General features: G+C 61.8%; 14 protein-coding genes and 1 pseudogene. 7 read left to right on the top strand and 8 right to left on the bottom strand.

The features are described 5' to 3' along the window. Positions 1-122: 122 nt before the first annotated feature. From PQR02_RS34400 to PQR02_RS34380, 5 genes and pseudogenes are all read left to right on the top strand, one after another. Positions 123-1,952 (top strand): thiamine pyrophosphate-requiring protein, encoded by a 1,830-nt coding sequence (locus tag PQR02_RS34400; protein WP_408242223.1) that lies wholly within the window; start codon positions 123-125, stop codon positions 1,950-1,952. A 303-nt stretch (positions 1,953-2,255) separates the two neighbouring features. After that, positions 2,256-3,212 (top strand): annotated as a pseudogene (gene coxB, locus PQR02_RS34395) (cytochrome c oxidase subunit II); the annotation flags it as partial. A gap of 12 nt (positions 3,213-3,224) precedes the next feature. After that, positions 3,225-5,825 (top strand): cytochrome c oxidase subunit I, encoded by a 2,601-nt coding sequence (ctaD, locus tag PQR02_RS34390; RefSeq protein ID WP_408242221.1) that lies wholly within the window; start codon positions 3,225-3,227, stop codon positions 5,823-5,825. A gap of 2 nt (positions 5,826-5,827) precedes the next feature. Further along, positions 5,828-6,304 (top strand): hypothetical protein, encoded by a 477-nt coding sequence (locus PQR02_RS34385; RefSeq protein ID WP_408242219.1) that lies wholly within the window; start codon positions 5,828-5,830, stop codon positions 6,302-6,304. Between the two features lie 7 nt (positions 6,305-6,311). After that, positions 6,312-7,649 carry a c-type cytochrome gene (locus PQR02_RS34380; RefSeq protein ID WP_408242217.1) on the top strand — a complete coding sequence of 446 codons (1,338 nt, stop codon included), beginning with the start codon at positions 6,312-6,314 and terminating at the stop codon, positions 7,647-7,649. Positions 7,650-7,691: 42 nt separating this feature from the next. Here PQR02_RS34380 and PQR02_RS34375 read toward each other — a convergent pair whose 3' ends face one another. From PQR02_RS34375 to PQR02_RS34355, 5 genes are all read right to left on the bottom strand, one after another. Next, complete coding sequence (locus PQR02_RS34375) at positions 7,692-8,357, bottom strand: UdgX family uracil-DNA binding protein (RefSeq protein ID WP_408242215.1); 666 nt, start codon at positions 8,355-8,357, stop codon at positions 7,692-7,694. Positions 8,358-8,533: 176 nt separating this feature from the next. After that, positions 8,534-8,659 carry a hypothetical protein gene (locus tag PQR02_RS34370; RefSeq protein ID WP_408242213.1) on the bottom strand — a complete coding sequence of 42 codons (126 nt, stop codon included), beginning with the start codon at positions 8,657-8,659 and terminating at the stop codon, positions 8,534-8,536. Between the two features lie 66 nt (positions 8,660-8,725). After that, positions 8,726-9,136 (bottom strand): GFA family protein, encoded by a 411-nt coding sequence (locus PQR02_RS34365; protein WP_408242211.1) that lies wholly within the window; start codon positions 9,134-9,136, stop codon positions 8,726-8,728. A 21-nt stretch (positions 9,137-9,157) separates the two neighbouring features. Then, positions 9,158-9,310, bottom strand: a complete 153-nt coding sequence (locus tag PQR02_RS34360) for a DUF6496 domain-containing protein (protein WP_408242209.1) — start codon at positions 9,308-9,310, stop codon at positions 9,158-9,160. Positions 9,311-9,425: 115 nt separating this feature from the next. Further along, positions 9,426-10,367: an NADP-dependent oxidoreductase gene (locus tag PQR02_RS34355; RefSeq protein WP_408242207.1), complete on the bottom strand. Its 942-nt coding sequence runs from the start codon at positions 10,365-10,367 to the stop codon at positions 9,426-9,428. Positions 10,368-10,611: 244 nt separating this feature from the next. On the opposite strand from PQR02_RS34355, the gene PQR02_RS34350 reads away from it, so the two are divergent. Beyond that, entirely contained in the window at positions 10,612-11,211 is a 600-nt protein-coding gene (locus PQR02_RS34350) for a ParB-like protein (protein ID WP_408242205.1), read from the top strand. Positions 11,212-11,316: 105 nt separating this feature from the next. On the opposite strand, the gene PQR02_RS34345 is transcribed toward PQR02_RS34350, so the two are convergent. Further along, positions 11,317-11,595, bottom strand: coding sequence for a hypothetical protein (locus PQR02_RS34345; protein WP_408242203.1), 279 nt, complete (start codon positions 11,593-11,595; stop codon positions 11,317-11,319). A 191-nt stretch (positions 11,596-11,786) separates the two neighbouring features. On the opposite strand from PQR02_RS34345, the gene PQR02_RS34340 reads away from it, so the two are divergent. Beyond that, entirely contained in the window at positions 11,787-12,146 is a 360-nt protein-coding gene (locus PQR02_RS34340; RefSeq protein WP_408242201.1) for a DUF3022 domain-containing protein, read from the top strand. Positions 12,147-12,183: 37 nt separating this feature from the next. Here the strand turns inward: PQR02_RS34340 and PQR02_RS34335 are convergent, their stop codons facing one another. Then, positions 12,184-14,757, bottom strand: a complete 2,574-nt coding sequence (locus PQR02_RS34335) for an ATP-binding response regulator (RefSeq protein ID WP_408242199.1) — start codon at positions 14,755-14,757, stop codon at positions 12,184-12,186. A 27-nt stretch (positions 14,758-14,784) separates the two neighbouring features. Next, a complete protein-coding gene (locus tag PQR02_RS34330) occupies positions 14,785-15,822 on the bottom strand; it encodes a 3-oxoacyl-[acyl-carrier-protein] synthase III C-terminal domain-containing protein (protein WP_408242197.1) in 1,038 nt (345 codons plus the stop codon). Positions 15,823-16,902 lie beyond the last annotated feature (1,080 nt).

The following is a 16,902-nucleotide window of genomic DNA, read 5'->3' as shown; positions in this document are numbered from 1 at the left end:
AACGGCGGTCCGCCGCAAGCGAATCCCCCATCTCGCCACATTACGGAACGCAATAGTGCGGAACGATGTTTGCGCCACTGCACGCATATCACTCATGCGTCAGGCACATTCGGGAGACTTCAATGGCTCAAACCGTCGGCGACTTCGTCATCGAGCGACTGCATGCCTGGGGCGTGCGCCGCACTTACGGCTATCCCGGCGACGGCATCAACGGCGTGTTCGGCGCACTCAGCCGCGCACAGGCGGCGGCCGAAAAAGACAAAAACAAATCCAGCGCCGCGATCGAATTCGTTCAGGTCCGGCACGAAGAAATGGCCGCCTTCATGGCCTCGGCGCATGCAAAGTTCACTGGCGAACTGGGCGTGTGCATCGCCACATCCGGCCCCGGCGCATCGCATCTGCTGACCGGTCTGTACGACGCGAGGCTGGACCATATGCCGGTCCTCGCGATAACGGGTCAACAGGCGCGCGCCGCGCTCGGCGGCCACTATCAGCAGGAACTCGACCTCGTGTCGATGTTCAAGGACGTGGCGGGCGCTTTCGTCGAACAGGCGACGGTCCCCGCGCAGGTGCGCCATCTGGTCGACCGCGCGGTGCGCACCGCGCTGGCCGAGCACAAGGTCACGGCAATCGTGCTGCCGAACGACCTGCAAGATCTCCCGTATGAAGCGCCGGGGCGCAAACACGGCACGCTGCATTCGGGCGTGGGCTATCGCGCGCCGCGGCTCGTACCGTATGACGATCAACTCAGACAAGCCGCCGACGTGCTCAATGCCGGCAAGAAAGTCGCGATCCTCGTCGGCGCGGGCGCGCTGCATGCCACCGAGGAAGTGATCGCCGTCGCCGACAAGCTCGGCGCGGGCGTGGCCAAGGCGCTGCTCGGCAAGGCCGCGCTGCCCGACGATCTGCCGTGGGTCACGGGCTCGATCGGCTTGCTCGGCACCAAACCGAGCTACGACCTGATGACGCGTTGCGACACACTGCTGATGATCGGCTCCGGCTTTCCGTACGCGGAATTTTTGCCAAAAGAAGGCGACGCGCGCGGCGTGCAGATCGACATCAAGGCGGACATGCTGAGCCTGCGTTATCCGATGGAAGTGAATCTGGTCGGCGATAGCGCCGAAACCTTGCGCGCGCTGCTGCCTTTGCTCGAAGAGAAAAAGGACCGCGCGTGGCGCGAGCAGATCGAAGGCTGGACCGAGGACTGGTGGAAGACGCTGGAAAAGCGCGCCCGCCAACCCGGCGAGGACGCTGTCAATCCTCAACGCACCGTCTGGGAGTTGTCAAAGCGCATCCCGTCCAATGCGATCGTGACGAGCGATTCCGGCTCGGTCGCGAACTGGTATGCGCGCGATCTGCAAGTGCAGCGCGGCATGATGTGCTCGCTATCGGGCGGACTCGCGTCGATGGGCGCGGCTGTACCCTATGCGATCGCCGCGAAGTTCGCCTATCCGGAGCGGCCCGTTATCGCGCTGGTAGGCGACGGCGCGATGCAGATGAACAACATGGCCGAACTGATCACCGTGTCGAAGTACTGGCAACGCTGGTCCGATCCGCGCTGGATCTGCATGGTGCTCAACAACCAGGACCTGAATCAGGTGACGTGGGAACAGCGCGCGATGGAAGGCGACCCGAAGTTCGAGGCGTCGCAGGACATTCCCTCCGTGCCGTATCACAAGTTCGCCGAGCTGATCGGACTCCAGGGCATCTACGTCGACGACGCCGAACAGATGGCCGCGGCTTGGGATGAAGCGCTGGCGGCGAAGCGCCCGGTCGTCATCGAGGTGAAGGCCGATCCGAACATCGCGCCGCTGCCGCCGCATATCACGCTCGCTCAGGCCAAGGCGTTCGCATCGACGCTGATGAAGGGCGACCCGGACGAAGGCAACGTGATCGTTGAGACGGCGAAGCAGGTGCTCGGCGCGGTCCTTCCCGGCCATCACGATAAGTAAAGCGGGCGGGCGTAGATGCGAGCTGAAACACGACGTGTGGAGACGTTCGCGCGCACTGACTGTCAGGTACATCTTTTGCTCCCCCTTCGCTATCCGACTGAAAACGGGGTCGCGTATTTGTAGCATGTTGTGATACGTCTACTCGCCCTCGCCCGTTTCCAACTGACCCCGCTTAGGAGTGAGCGCATGCGTTGGCATTGGCACGAGTCCGCTGCTGCCGTGTGTCCCAGGCTCCCGGTCTTGTCCGCCCTTTTCGTTCCTTACGGCGCGACGCTCGCCGCACGCGCGAGATACCCATGAGGAGCGGGCGCCTGGATGCCGGAAAACACCCCACTCGCCTACTTCCTGCATAGTGCCGGCCCCGCCGCGCGGCCCGTGCTCGTGCTCGGTTGGAGCCTCGCCGCGCTATGCGTCGGCGTGTGCGTGATCGTGGGCATCCTGTTGATGACCGCGGTATTTCACAGGCGCGGCGCAACCGGACATCGAATGACGGAGCGCGGCGGCGGGCGCGCCGTGTTGGCCGGCACCGTCATCTCGACCATGCTTCTACTTGCGGCGCTGATTTACATGCTGTGGGTCCTCGCCGTGGTCGCCTCGCCATCACGCGAGCCCGCACTGACCATCACCGTGACCGCGTATGACTGGTGGTGGAAAGCGGACTACGGCGAAGGCAGTCCGCAGCGCTTTTCCACCGCGAACGAAATTCACATTCCCGTCGGCGAACCGGTGCTGGTGGAGCTGAAAAGCGCCGATGTCATTCACGCGTTCTGGGTGCCGTCCCTGGCCGGGAAAACCCAAACCATTCCAGGCCAGGTGAATCGGCAATGGATCGAGGCCGACAAGCCGGGCGTCTATCGCGGACAGTGCACGCAGTACTGCGGCGCTCAACACGCGCACATGGCATTCGAGGTGGTCGCGCAGAACCCGCAAGACTATGCGAACTGGTACGACGCGCAGGCACGGCCCGCCACGCTGCCCGCGACCGTCGACGCAACTCGCGGCCAGCATGTGTTCGTGGAGCGGTGCGCGGGTTGTCATGCGGTGCGCGGCAGCAACGCGGCCGGCGTGCAGGCGCCCGACCTCACCCACCTGCTGGCCCGTCGCCTGATCGCCGCCGGAACGCTGACGAATACACCTCAAAACATGATGGAATGGATTGCGCACGCTCAGGAGATCAAACCGCAGTCGCTGATGCCGGATATCAAGCTCAGTCCGAATGACAGCCGCGACCTTGCGGCCTATCTCGCGACGCTCAACTGACGGGACCCCATGATGCCTGCCACTGGAAACGAGGATCTGGCCGCAGTACCGACCATCACGTTCCGCCGCGAACCGGAAGTCGGCGAAGTGCCGGAGGGTTCCGCCGCGGAGCGCCGCCTGCGTGACCTATGGGAAAGCGAGCCTGGCTGGCGCGGTTGGCTCTCGACCGTCGATCACAAGCAGATCGGGCTGCGCTACATCGTCACGGCATTCTGCTTTCTGTTGCTCGGCGGAGTCGAAGCGTTGATCATGCGGCTGCAACTGGCCCGGCCCAATGAATCGCTGCTGACGCCGGATCAATACAACCAGCTCTTCACGATGCACGGCGTGACGATGATTTTCCTGTATGCGCTGCCCGTGCTCAGCGGCTTTTCCAATTACCTGTGGCCGTTGATGCTCGGCTCGCGCGATATGGCGTTTCCGCGCCTGAACGCGCTTTCGTATTGGGTGTTCCTGTTCGCGGGCCTTTTTCTATACGTCAGCTTTCCGCTCGGGGAAGCGCCCAACGCCGGCTGGTTCAACTACGTTCCGTTCGCGTCACTCGAATACAATCGCGGCCCCAACATCGACGTGTACGCGCTCGGCATGGTGCTGCTCGGCATCTCGACCACGGTGGGCGCGGCGAACTTCGTCGTGACGCTGTTCAGGATGCGTGCCGACGGCATGTCGATCAACCGTCTGCCGATCATCGTGTGGGGCACCCTGACGGCCTCGTTCGCCAACCTGTTCGCCGTGCCCTCGGTCAGCCTCGCGTTCTTCATGTTATGGATGGACCGCAACGTCGGCACCCATTTCTTCGATGTGTCGAGCGACGGCCGGCCCATGCTCTGGCAGCACCTGTTCTGGATGTTCGCGCACCCGTGGGTCTACGTGATCGTGCTGCCGGCGATGGGCATCGTGTCGGACGCGCTGCCCACCTTCTGCCGGCGCCCGATTGTCGCGTATGCGGCGCTCGCCGTGTCAACGGTGGCCACCATGCTGGTCGGCTTCGAAGTGTGGATTCATCACATGTTCGCGACCGGACTGCCGCCGCTCGCGCTCGCCATTTTCGGCGCGGCCAGCATGCTGATTTCGGTGCCCAGCGCAGTGGCCGTGTTCGCATGGATCGCCACGATCTGGCTGGGCCGCCCCGTTTTCAAAACGCCGTTTCTGTACTTCGCGGGCTTTGTGCTGATGTTCGTCGTCGGAGGCGTTTCCGGCGTGATGACCGCCGCCGTTCCGCTCGACTGGCAACTCACCGATACCTATTTCGTGGTCGCGCATCTCCATTACGTGCTGCTCGGCATCAACGTGTTCCCCGTGCTGGGCGGCATCACCTACTGGTTTCCGAAATTCACCGGCCGGCTGATGAACGAGCGCTTCGGCAAGCTGACTTTCTGGGTCGTGCTGATCGGCTTTAACGTCGGCTTCTTCCCGATGCACATCTCCGGGCTGCTCGGCATGCCGCGGCGCATCTACACCTATCCCGAAGGGATGGGCTGGGATCTCAGCAACATGGTGACTACCGTCGGCTCGTTCGTGTTCGGCGCCGGCGTGCTGATGTTCGTCGCAAACGCGCTGATTTCCGCCTGGCGTGGCGCGCGTGCCGGTGCGAACCCATGGGATGGCGCGGGCCTAGAATGGTCCGTTTCGTCCCCGCCGCCGCCGTACAACTTTGCCGTGCTACCCATGATCGCGTCGCGCCATCCGCTATGGGAAGACCGCCTCGATGAAGGCGGCCAGCGTTCGAGCCTGACCACCGGTTACTTGCTGCACCGCGGCCGCGAGACACTCGGGGTGTCGCCGCTGAGCGGCAGCGCCGATGTCATTCTGAAGATGCCCGAGGACACCTTCACGCCATTCTTTCTCGGCTTGTTTAGCGCGCTGTTCTTCGTCGGCCTGCTCGTGCGCAGTCCCGCATTCGTGCTGGCGATGACAGCGGCTTGCGCGGCGGCGATCGTCGTATGGCTGTGGCCGCGCCGTTCGCTCGCACAACGCGAACCGCCGCCCGCGAGCGCGCGACCCAGCCTCGCCACGCAAGACGCGGACGCAACGCTGCCGGTGGGCAGCGCGGGCGAACACTCGGGCGGCTGGTGGGGCGTACTGACGCTGGTTGCAACCGAAGCCTGTCTGTTCGGCTATCTGATCTTCAGCTATCTCTATCTGGGCGCGCAAACCCATCTCGCGTGGCCGCCCGGAGGGATGCCGAAGGTCGGCATCGGTGCGCTCAACACAGGCTTTCTGCTGCTTAGCAGCGTGTTCGTGTGGCTCGCGGAGCGGTTCGTCAGGAAGCGCCGCAAGCTCACGGCGATCGCCGCGATGCTGATTGCTGTCGCGCTCGGGATCGTCTTTCTGCTGATCCAGATGAAGGAATGGAAGGATCATCCCTATGGATTGACCGCGCATCTTTACGGCTCGCTCTATTTCACGATCACCGGTTTTCACATGGCGCACGTCGTCGTCGGCCTGGTCGTGCTCGTCGTGATGACGCTGTGGATCGCGCTCGGCTATCTCGACGAACGACGTACGGCGCCGATCACGATCGGCGGTCTGTACTGGCATTTCGTGGATGTGGTCTGGCTGTTCATCTTCACCACGCTGTACCTTTCGCCGTTCATCCTGAGGGGGCGCTAGCCATGCCTGAATCAGGTCTCGCGTCTTCTCAACCGTTCGCAACGCGTCGCAAGCTATTGGCGGGCTGCGCGCTCGCGGGTCTGTTCGGAACACCGGGCATCTGGCTGCTGCAGGTAATCGTCTCCGAAGTGCTGTCCGCGACCGCCTGCTATGGCGTCAGCGCGCCGCGCGCCGCACCGTTGTGGAGCGGCTTCACTACGTGGATCTTCGCGATTTCGGCAGTCGCGGTGGCCGTGGCCGCCCCTTGCGCCGGCTTCGCGTGGTACGGGTTCCTGCTGGCGCGACGCGACGGCCGCTCCGCTGAACCGCACCCGCATCGTCATGAAGCGCTGCGCACGACCGAACAGCTTCGCGCGGACGACGCGGTCAGAGTGCGCTTCATCGCGCTGTGCAGTGCGCTGGTCGGCACGGGATTTCTGGTCGGCGTGATCTTCATCTGGCTCGCGCCGTTGTTCGTCGATCCGTGCAGCGCAGGGTAGTGACGACATGAAAGCGAAGCGCGCCCGATCATTCGCAGTACGCTTACTCCTGGTCAGCTGTGCAGTCAGCGTGCTAGGCGGTTGCAAACGCGAGCGCGCCCCGGACGGGTTCGCCGGCGTCACGCGAGACTCGCCGGTCGCAATGGACGCAGCGCAGATTGCGCGCGGCGAATATCTCGCCAAGGCAGCCGATTGCGCCGCCTGTCACGACGCGGCGGACCAAACGCCCTACGCGGGGGGCCTGCCCGTCAATTCGCCGTTCGGGCCGATCTATGCGGGCAATATCACGCCTGATCCCACCTTCGGCATTGGCCGCTATACGTTGCAGCAATTCGCCGACACGCTTCGCGTCGGCAAGACGCCGCAAGAGAAGTGGCTCTACCCGGCGATGCCGTACCCGTCGTTCGCAAAACTGAGCGATGCGGATGTGACGTCGCTGTACGCCTACTTCATGCACGGCGTCACAGCGTCGACGAACCGTGCGCCCGTCACCAGATTGCCCTTTCCATTCAACCAGCGCTGGGCGATGTACTTCTGGAGCCATCTGTTCGGCAACCGCGAGCGTTACGTCGCCGATTCGCACCATAGCGCCGAATGGAACCGCGGCGCCTATCTCGTGCAAGGCCCCGGACATTGCGGCGCGTGCCACACCCCACGCGGTCCCGCCTACAACGAATTGGGCTACGACGAACGCAGCGAACACTACCTGACCGGCGGCATCAACGATCACTGGTTTGCGCCCAATCTGACCGGCGATCCGGCGAGCGGCCTGGGGCGCTGGTCGCAAGAGGACATTGCAACGTTTCTTGGCGCCGGACACGGAGGACGCGCCACCGCGTTCGGCGCGATGGCGCCGGTTGTCGAGGAAAGCACGCAGTATCTGAACGACGCCGATTTGCGCGCGATCGCGACCTACCTGAAGTCGCTGCCGGCACGAGGCGTGAGCGGCACGTTCGATAACAATGAACACGCGCGCACCCTGACCGCGCGGGCAATCGACACAGGCGAGGTCGAGCGTCCCGGCGCCGGGGTCTATCTATCGTTCTGCGCGCGATGTCATCGCGCCGACGGCATCGGCGAGCCCGGCAAAGCCCCTGCGCTCGCCGGCAACTCCCTCGTGATGGCAGCCGACGCGACTTCGGTCGTGCGAATCGTGATTGAAGGCAGCGAGAGCCCGACTACGAGCGATCAGCCGAAACCGCAGAAGATGCCGGCGTTCAACGACCAGCTCACTTCGACGGAAATCGCGCAGGTGGTGAGCTTCATCAGGAATACATGGGGAAACCATGCGGCTCCGGTGTCGGACCGGGACGTCCGCCAGTTGAGGTCGGCAATTCACAAGTGACGCGTGTTTGCTGCACATGCGGGGGAGTGCATGTGTTTGAAATCACTTGGGCCCTTTGTGTTGACGGCTGAGTTGGTGCGCTGTCTGGAGTGATTCGACGATCGTCTCATAGACGCGCCGGCGGGTTTCGGGGTCCGGCGCACGCAAGGCGAACGAAGGATGATAGGTTGCGACGACGAGGTGTTCGCCGTGCTCGATCGTTTTGCCGAGCGCATCCTGTAACCGCGAGTGCGCATCGTCCAGCACGGCTTTAAGCGCGGTAGCGCCCAATGCGACTATCACGCGCGCTTCGACCTGCTGAAATTCCTGTTCGAGCCAGTATTCACACGCTGCAATTTCTCTTTGCGCCGGCGTTTTGTGCATGCGACGCTTGCCGCGCGGCGTCCACTTGAAATGCTTGACTGCGTTCGTGACGTAGACGTCGGCACGCTCCAGGCCCGCTTCTTCGAGTGCTTTGTCGAGCAGTGCGCCGGCGGGTCCGACAAAAGGCCGGCCTTGCAGGTCTTCCGCATCGCCCGGCTGTTCACCGACCAGCATGATCGACGCGTTACGCGGCCCTTCGCCGCCCACTGGCTGTGTGGCGTCGCGCCACAGCGCGCAACGGCGGCAGTCCGCCAGTTTCACCGGTTGCTGGTCGCGCTCGATGTCTGAACTGGTGGCCTTGCTGCTGTGGGTACGCGGGGGTTTATCGGCTTTCTCATCGGCCATGGTTGGCATCCCTGCAACGCTTGCCGTCAATCGCCGTGGAGGCTATGAGCGGCGAGTGGCATCCAGCGGAATAGGGTTCTTGTCCCGCGACGATTCTCGAGAGTGATTCGCCGGCGCCCACCCTCGCGAGTGAGCGCCGGTTACAACGTCAGCGGCATACACGCGATAAACATCCATCACGGCTGCCGTTGACCGCCTTGATGCTGCGGCGTCTTCTGCTGGTTCTGCTGTTGCTGGCCTTGCTCCTTGCCTGCATTCTTCGGATTGCCAGCCTGCGTATTGGATTGCTTCGTGTCCGTCATATCGACTCCTTTTTCCGGTTACGCCGGTTGCTTTCCACACGCAGCAAATAGCGTTCCCCCCGCGCACTACCTGAGCCTGTCCCTGTCATATTCGGTGCGCACACCCGCGGGCAGCCAGGGCTCCTTGTGGCAACACCACAGTTCGTAGGTCGGCTCATAAATACCCACGCGGTCGAACGCACCCAGCGGCAGGTCCAGTTCGTCGCTTCCCACGTATTCCATGAATGCGACGGACCCGCACGTCGGGCAAAAATGCCTTCGTGCGCCGGGCGAACTCTGCCAAGCTTGCGTGCGGCCGGAAAGCTCCACAGTATTGCGCGCGAACATGGCGTAACCGCCCAACACATTGCCGTGTATTCGGCGGCAGGTCATGCAATGGCAAATGGACACGCGCCTCGGTCGCGCGTTGACACGAAAGCGCACCGCACCGCACGCACATCCGCCGGTTTCTTCGATGTGTTCGCCAGTGGCTTCCATCACACTCTCTTGGCCGGGCCGCTACTTCTCGCTTTTCTTGGGAATCTTCGCGCCCGACTTGCGCGCCTGATTCAATGCGATCGCTACAGCCTGCTTGTGCGGCTTGCCATGTTTCGTCTCAGTCTTGATGTTGTGAGACACGGTGTCCTTCGACGTTCCTTTCTTCAGCGGCATGATGCTCTCCTTATCAAAGAAGCAACCACGCGACAGCGCGGCTGCTACAAAAATTCGTAGCATGCGGCGTGCCAAATGCGCAAATCGGCCGGTGTAATCGCGCTCGCGATCCGCGCTACGCGGCCGCCACGGCAATCACGATCTTGCCGCGCACGTGCCCTTTCTCCAGCGTCGCCAATGCTTCGGGCGCGGCGTCGAATGGATAGGTTGCCGTCACTTTCACGTCGACCTGGCCCTGGTCGATCAAGCGCGCAATTTCCGCCAGTTGCGCTCCGTCGGGCCGCGCGGTATAGCGCGCAGCACGTGCGCCGCGGTTCGTCGCCTCGATCTGAGAAGGCTCGGCGAGCGTGGAGATCAACGCGCCACCTGTCTTCACCACGGCCCACGACCGCTGTTGCGTTTGGCCGCCGACCAGATCGAACACCAGGTCCATATCGGGCGCGGCGTCTTCGAATCTTTGCGTCGAGTAGTCGATCACGTGATCGGCGCCGAGTCGCCGCACGAACTCCACGCCGTCGCCCGATGCCGTGACGAACACTTGCGCCCCCATTGTCTTCGCGAACTGCACCGCTAAATGCCCGACGCCGCCCGCGCCCGCATGAATCAGCACGCGCTCGCCGGCATCCAGGCGACCGTGCTCGAAAAGCCCTTGCCATGCGGTCAATGCGGCGAGCGGTACTGCACCCGCCACCGTCCAGTCGGCTTTCGCCGGACGGCGCGCCAGCGCATTGGCCTCGACGACCACGAACTCGGCATACGCACCCTGCCCCTGTCCGACGAAACCATAGACTTCGTCACCCGGCTTCCACCGCGCGACGTCCTTACCGACAGCTTTCACCACGCCAGCAAAATCTCGCCCTAATGTATAGGGCAATTGGTCTTCCCCTATCAGCGGATACTGTCCCGCGCGCGTCTTCAGATCGACTGGATTGGCGCTAGCAGTTCGCACGCGAACCAGTACTTCGTGACTGGCCGGCTCGGGCACATCAATCTTCTCCCGCTCCAGGACATCCGGGCCGCCGAACGTGTGGATGCGATAAGCAAACATCTGACTCATTTGTTGCCTCCTTGAAAGGACCGGGGACTAGAGTGCGAAATTGCGACGTGAACGCGGCCATTTCAATCGGTGGGGCGTGCAAGCGGCATTCCTAACGGCGGCCGCCGTGATCGAAGTGGGCCGTAGCATGGCCGTTGGGAATAGGGTTTGCTAGGGATGCAGCAAGCGATTGCGGCCAGGATACAAACAACGCAAACGCATCTCGCCGGCGTCGCCGGTCGAGGTCCATCTGGGGGAGCACGTCATGAAGCAAATCGCCCTCGAACAATTGCGACCGACACAAATGACGCACGGCATGCGCGAGGTCGCGAAAAAGATCGAGCAATACCGAAGCCTGTCAGAACACGACCTGCAGATGGCAATTGCCGAAAAGCCGGTGCCCGTCGTGCTGGGCCCGCAAGCGAAACCCTATGTAACCGACCATCACCATATAGTCGCCGCGCTGCATGCGCTACGAATTGCTGCGGTGCCAGTCGTGCTTCAGGAAGATCTTTCGTCGCTCTCATTCCAGGAGTTCTGGCTGACAATGGAAGACCGGCGCTGGACGTATCCCTACGATGCGCAGGGCAGGCGCGTGAGCTTTACGGACATGCCTCGCCACGTCTGGGAACTGGGCAACGATGAATACCGAAGCCTCGCGGCTTTCGCACGCGACGCAGGGGCATTCGAGAAAACCACTGTGCCGCTGGAAGAGTTCCGCTGGGCTGACCTGTTTCGCAGCATACTGCCCCTGCCGTCCGACGACGAAGCGTTTGCGCGCTCGCTGCGCGAGGCGATCAAGCTGGCGCGAAGCGTCGCCGCGATCGGTCTGCCGGGCTTCCTCGGCGATGCTCAACGGGAGTAACGCGGTCGATGCAAGTAGCAGACGGCGTTTGCTTCTGCCGGACGTGGCGCCGGCGTTCCCGAGGAAACCCAACGCAATGCGTTCGACACATCACGCAGTCCGCGCCTACTGACTCGCCGCGCTTGCCGGCGTACTCACAACGGGCGCCTCGCTGCTCGCCGCGTTCGTGCCGCTAGCGGCCGCGCCGGCGGCACTGTTCGCGCGATTCGCCGCGTCGCTGCTGCCCGGCGTGCCGTTGACCCCCGCCGAATTGCTCATGACGCCGCTGCTCCCAGCACTCATCGCATCGTTGCCGTTGTTGTCCGCGCGCCGGCAGCCCGAGGCAGCGGCCGCCAACGCGATCATTGAAAACGCGACGAGTGCCTTTTTCAGGATCTGATCCATGACGTATCTCCGTCTCCCTGTGACCCAATCGTCCAATTGCGCAATATCGACCTTGCGCGCCGCCCGGCACCCAGTTGACGCCGCATCAGCCATGCCCGGCGCCCATCCGGCTTGCACGGCATTTGGTCGCGCAACAGGGAACGCATGTTGCTTGGGTCGGCTCCGAAAGCCCTTGCTTGCTGGAGACACCGATGAATGAGTCAGAACTGGAACAACGCGTCGAGGAAATAGAAGTCGCGCTTGCCGAAATTTTCGAATCGCCGAAAGCGCCGGCCGTCAGCAGCTATGACGAAGGAACCCGTCTTTTTATTCAGGTTTCGTGGGTCGTGGAATCGCACCGCGACAGTTCGCTCGACGCGCGCTGTGTCGTCACGCTCGCGTTCACGCACGGACAGTTCGAACGCTATGCAGCGCTGGATACGGCGCATCGCAAGGCGTTTCAGGCGCGCCTCGGTGAGTGGGTGCGCCGGCGCTGCGCCGAGAGGCAGAATCCACCCGCGCTGAAGGGCGATTGCGCGATGGAAGCGGATGTGCCCGACGAACTGTTTTGAGCGGGAAGAAAGCTCAGCCGCTACCCTCAAGCGGCCGTCAATCCTTCAGCACGTCCCGATGATCGCCACGCGCGTTCGCCGAATCGAAATACGTGCGTAGCGCGGGCGCCGACTGGTCGCTCAACGAGCAGATTCGCGCCAGCCAGTCGGCCTGCGCAGGCCATTCGCCTTCCACCACACGCGGATAGATCTGCCGCACGAACTGATGCAGCGCCATTGCGCCAATATTGCCGCTGACGCCCAGCAAAACATGCAACGCCGCGTGCGTCGCTTCGAGATCGCGAACCGCCACGCTGGCCGCGAGGCGTGCGACGGTCGAGCGAATCTGCTCGATACCGTTGAGGAATGTCTGGTCCAGCAAATCGAGCGCGACCAGTTCTTCGAGGTGCTTCTCGTCGAGCAGCGGTGCTTCGTTGACCGGCTCGGACCTGGCCGCTTGCACAGCGGATGTCCGTGCCGCCTCGGCCTGCGCCGGCGAATGCAATGCGCGCTGCCGTGCAAACTGTCTTGCCAGGCCGGCGTAGAACGAGCCGACCTGAACGGGCTTGAGCATGACCTCGTTCATGCCCGCGCCTAGACATGCCTGCACGGCATCCATGTCGGCGTGGCTGGTCAATGCAACGATGGGGACTTCGGCATACGAGTCCGCACGCGCGCGAATCAGCGTGGTGGTTTCCACGCCGCCGATTCCCGGCATATTCATGTCCATCACGATCGCGTCAATCGCTTGGCCCTCCTCCAGCTTCGCCAGCACCGCCGGCCCGTGCTCGGCCTCGATGACGGTCGCGCCGCATCGCTCCAGATAACCTTTGGCAACCAGCCGGCTGTAGGTGTCGTCGTCCGCGACGACGATCGTCTTGCCGGCGAACCCTTCGAAGCGCTCGCTGTGAAGATGGCGGTTGCCGTTTTCGAAGAGCGTCTCGAGCGTGGTGATCAATTCCACCACGCCGCAGGATTTGCTGATCAGGTCGTCCATGCCGGCGCGCCGGGCGAGCGCGCGGGTCACGTTGCCGGGCTCCGCCGTATAGGCGGCGATCAGCACGTTCCAGTTCGACGATTGACGGTCGGCGCGAATTCTTTCGGCGGCGCTGTAGCCGTCCAGAATCGGCATGTTGATGTCCATCAGCACGAGGTCGAAGCGCGCCGACTGCTGCAGCACGCTCAACGCCGCCTCGCCGTTCTCCGCTTCGCTCACGTCCGCGCCGACCTTCGACAACTCGCGGCGGGTTCTGGTCCGCAGAGCAGCATCGTCGTCCACGACGAGAATGCGTTTGCCGCTGAAAAATGGCGTGGCGCGCCCGATGATCTTCTGCTCATGGTCCGCCACCTCGCGCTCCAGGATGACAGGAAATTGCAGCGTGAACCGCGTGAATTTGCCGACTTCCGAGCGGCAGCCGATCGTGCCGCCGAACGCATGCATCGCGCGCTGGCAGTAGGCGAGGCCTAGCCCTGTTCCCGCCGAATTGCCCGTGGTGCGGAAAGGCTCGAACAGATGCGGCAGAATGTCGGGCGCAATGCCCGGACCGGTGTCGTGGACCAGCACCGTTTGCCGGTCGACCGTGAGCGTAAGCGTCGCCGAAGGATGCGCGGCAATATGATGAAGCGCGTTCTTGATCAGATTGAACAGTGTGAACAGATAGACGGTTTCGTCGACCTTGAATGTAAAGTCTTCGAGCACCGCGAGCCGGACCTTGGCGCGCTCCTGCGGGTCGGCGAAGCCGTATTCGTCCAGCGCCTTACGCGTGGCGGCCGCCGCGCTCAGATAGACGAGACGGTCCGACGGAATGGGTTTCGCGCTCACTTCATCCAGTGTCATCGCGATGATGCGCAGGCCGCGCTCGATCGACAACTGGCCATGCGCGAGATGCCGGTAAAGCGACGCCGTTCTGTCGTGCGGCAGGGCCGGCGGCGTGCGGCCATCCGCCGTGGCGGGCAGCGCCTCTTCCACGCGATCCAGCACGAGCCTCAGCTGGCTGAGCGGATTGCGCATTTCATGCGCGATCGAGCCGGCGAGCGCGCGCAGCGCGCCGTTTCTTGCCTGCGCGACGATCCCCTTCAGGTTGCTATAGCTGAACGTGAGGCCGGCAAATATGCCGAACGTGAACACCGGCAAATAGGTGTAGAGAAACAGATGGGCATCCACGTAGACGGACTGCGGAATAACGATCTTCGCGCACAGGATCGCAAAACCGATTCCCAACAACAGATTCAGCGACAACGCGGCAAACGACGGAAAAATGGCGATCAGGAAAAAGATCATCCCCAGCTCGGACATCGACCAGAGCACCGAATAGTAGCTGGCCAACAGGTAATAAGTGAAAAAGAACGGTAGCGTATAGGCTACCGTCGCGAAGTAATACCACGGCAGGAAGCGCGCCACCGAAACGGGCCAGTAACGGCGCAAAAGCAGAAGCGCGCAGGCGGCTGTGCCGATCACGCGCATCAACAGGTTTTCGTTGGGCTGAGGATCGACGAACGTCCACCACAGCCAGTACACCGGATGCCCGATCGTACCGATCACGCCAACCGCCAACACACTGTAGTCCGATACCTTGGCGGCGTCGAAAACCACCCGGTTGAGATAGCGGATGCCCCCTGAAATGGCTTTCATTTGTGCTTTTTCTTTGCTTGCTCAGCGTCAGAATTTGAAGCTGCTAACGTTGAACGACATGCCGGCGCTGCCCACCCAGCACACCACCCTGTCGCCTCTCTTCAGCTGCCCGCTTTCCTTGGCCATGGAAATGGCAGCCGGGATCGACGCCGACACGAGATTACCGGTTTCCGGGTAGATGTGATACATCTTGTCCTCGATCCCCGCCTTTGCTCCAAAGCCATGCCACGCCGCCTTCGACGATGCGTGCGTAAAGACGATGTCGATCTCTTTCTTCGGCACCGGCAGTTTCTCCATCACAGCGGTCAGCTCGTCGGAATTCTTGTGAAGATCATGACCGAATGATGTAAAACGCATGTCGCCATTCTTTCCGATCCGATCCGACGGGTGGCAAAACCCTTCGTAGCCCGGAATCGGAATGGTGCACAGGTCCGATATCTCCGGGCGCGCGCGGAAAGCGAAACTGAAGTTATCTGGCTCCTTCGCAACAAGCAGCGTGGCAGTGGCCGCCTCGCCGATCGTAAACGACGGCAACGTATATTCGATTTGAGCCGAATTCTTCAGCGCAAAATTGGCCGGAAAGAGTGGGCCGCCGGCCAGCATATTGAACTCGGCGTTCACAATCATAGCGTTTCTGTACTGACCGGACTTGAAGAGACTGTCGATAATCGACATCGCGCGTGTCCAGCTCATGCAGGCATCGACGACGTCGAAGCATTCGGCATTCACGAACCCCAGTGCGCTGGCCATCATATGGCTGTTGCCCGGCTCCAGAAATCCCCTGCCGATGCCGACATAGATAAATAGCTCGATATGTTCCGGCCGCAGATACGATTCCGATAACGCCTTGCGCGTCGCCATTGCTACGTGATCAATGGGCGCCTCATGGCTTTCGCACCAGCGCCGGTTGATCAGCCCGCTTCGGTCGAGCAGCGTCTTGATGGTGCGCATACCCCGGTCGATGTCGCCTTCGTATTCCTTGGAATGGAAGCGAATCATATCGATAACTTCTTCGTTCGTAACGACTTTGGACGGCAGACTGACTGCAACATTCTTGATGAGCATAATGAATCCATGAAAATTTGAATCAATGGGTAGAAGCACGTTTCGCCCGCATGGCACGCGAGTACCGAAGGTCGGGTACCCGGCCGCGCGGCGCTGGTACATTAACGCGTCCTCCGCTCATCATGAATATTGTTCTTTTAGGCTTGGTCCCAGATACAGGGTCGAGGTATGGAAGCGAAAGCAAAAAGGCGCCGGGGTTTCGGTCGCGCGGGAACCGGCGCAAACGTTCAACTCGCCGCGCCCGGTCGCAATGTCGTCATGATTTCAAGCCTGGCCACTTAGCGAACGACTCGTCGATGCCAAAAAATGGCCGTGGAAAGCCCAGCGAATATTCACCACAATCGGCCAACACTTCCCCGTGGGCGGCCAACGCACTCGGACGGCCCGTCACGCGGCGGTACGATGGTCGCAAAGCGCATTCCCGCGTTCTGTTCCTGAAAATTCGTTGAGCATCGCACGCCATCGATAATGCTTAGCCGGCATATCTTCGTCTTCAAATAGAGAGGGCGATTATGACCAGTAAAATACTCGACCAATACATCAGGAACCGAAGAAGAGAAGTTGATGGGTGGCTAGCAAGATGTGACGCCAAAATATTCGCAAGACTACTCGAATCGCAGCTCGACAATGGCATTACTGGCGCCATCGGGGAAATTGGAGTTCATATCCATCAGGACTCGTTAATTCGAAGTCTTTAAAGATAAATATTTGTATCTTTTCCGATATTTTTTATCGATAGTGGAAAATAATCAGCGATGGTAAAACGAGTCAATTGATGGGTAGGCTAGTGGCCCTTGGTGGAAGTTATCTTTTGACGGCCTGCGGTGGTGGCGACGAAGACGGTAGCAATGGCACGACTGGCGCCGCTACCAGCAAAGCAACGGCGCATGCGAGTACTGCATCCGCGAGCGGCACGGCGATGCCGCCGGCAAGTTCGATTACAGACAGCGCGGGGGCCGTATGGACGATGTCGGGCGGGGTAGTCTATAGAAACGCTGCAGTAGCAGGGGTCAACTACGTCTGGGCAGCACTTCCGCGGACGGTACCACGCTACCTTCAGCGCCGTACATCATCGACAAG

Source organism: Paraburkholderia sediminicola (assembly GCF_046026895.1).
GTDB lineage: Bacteria > Pseudomonadota > Gammaproteobacteria > Burkholderiales > Burkholderiaceae > Paraburkholderia > Paraburkholderia sediminicola_C.
This window is presented reverse-complemented; position numbering and strand designations above follow the sequence as displayed.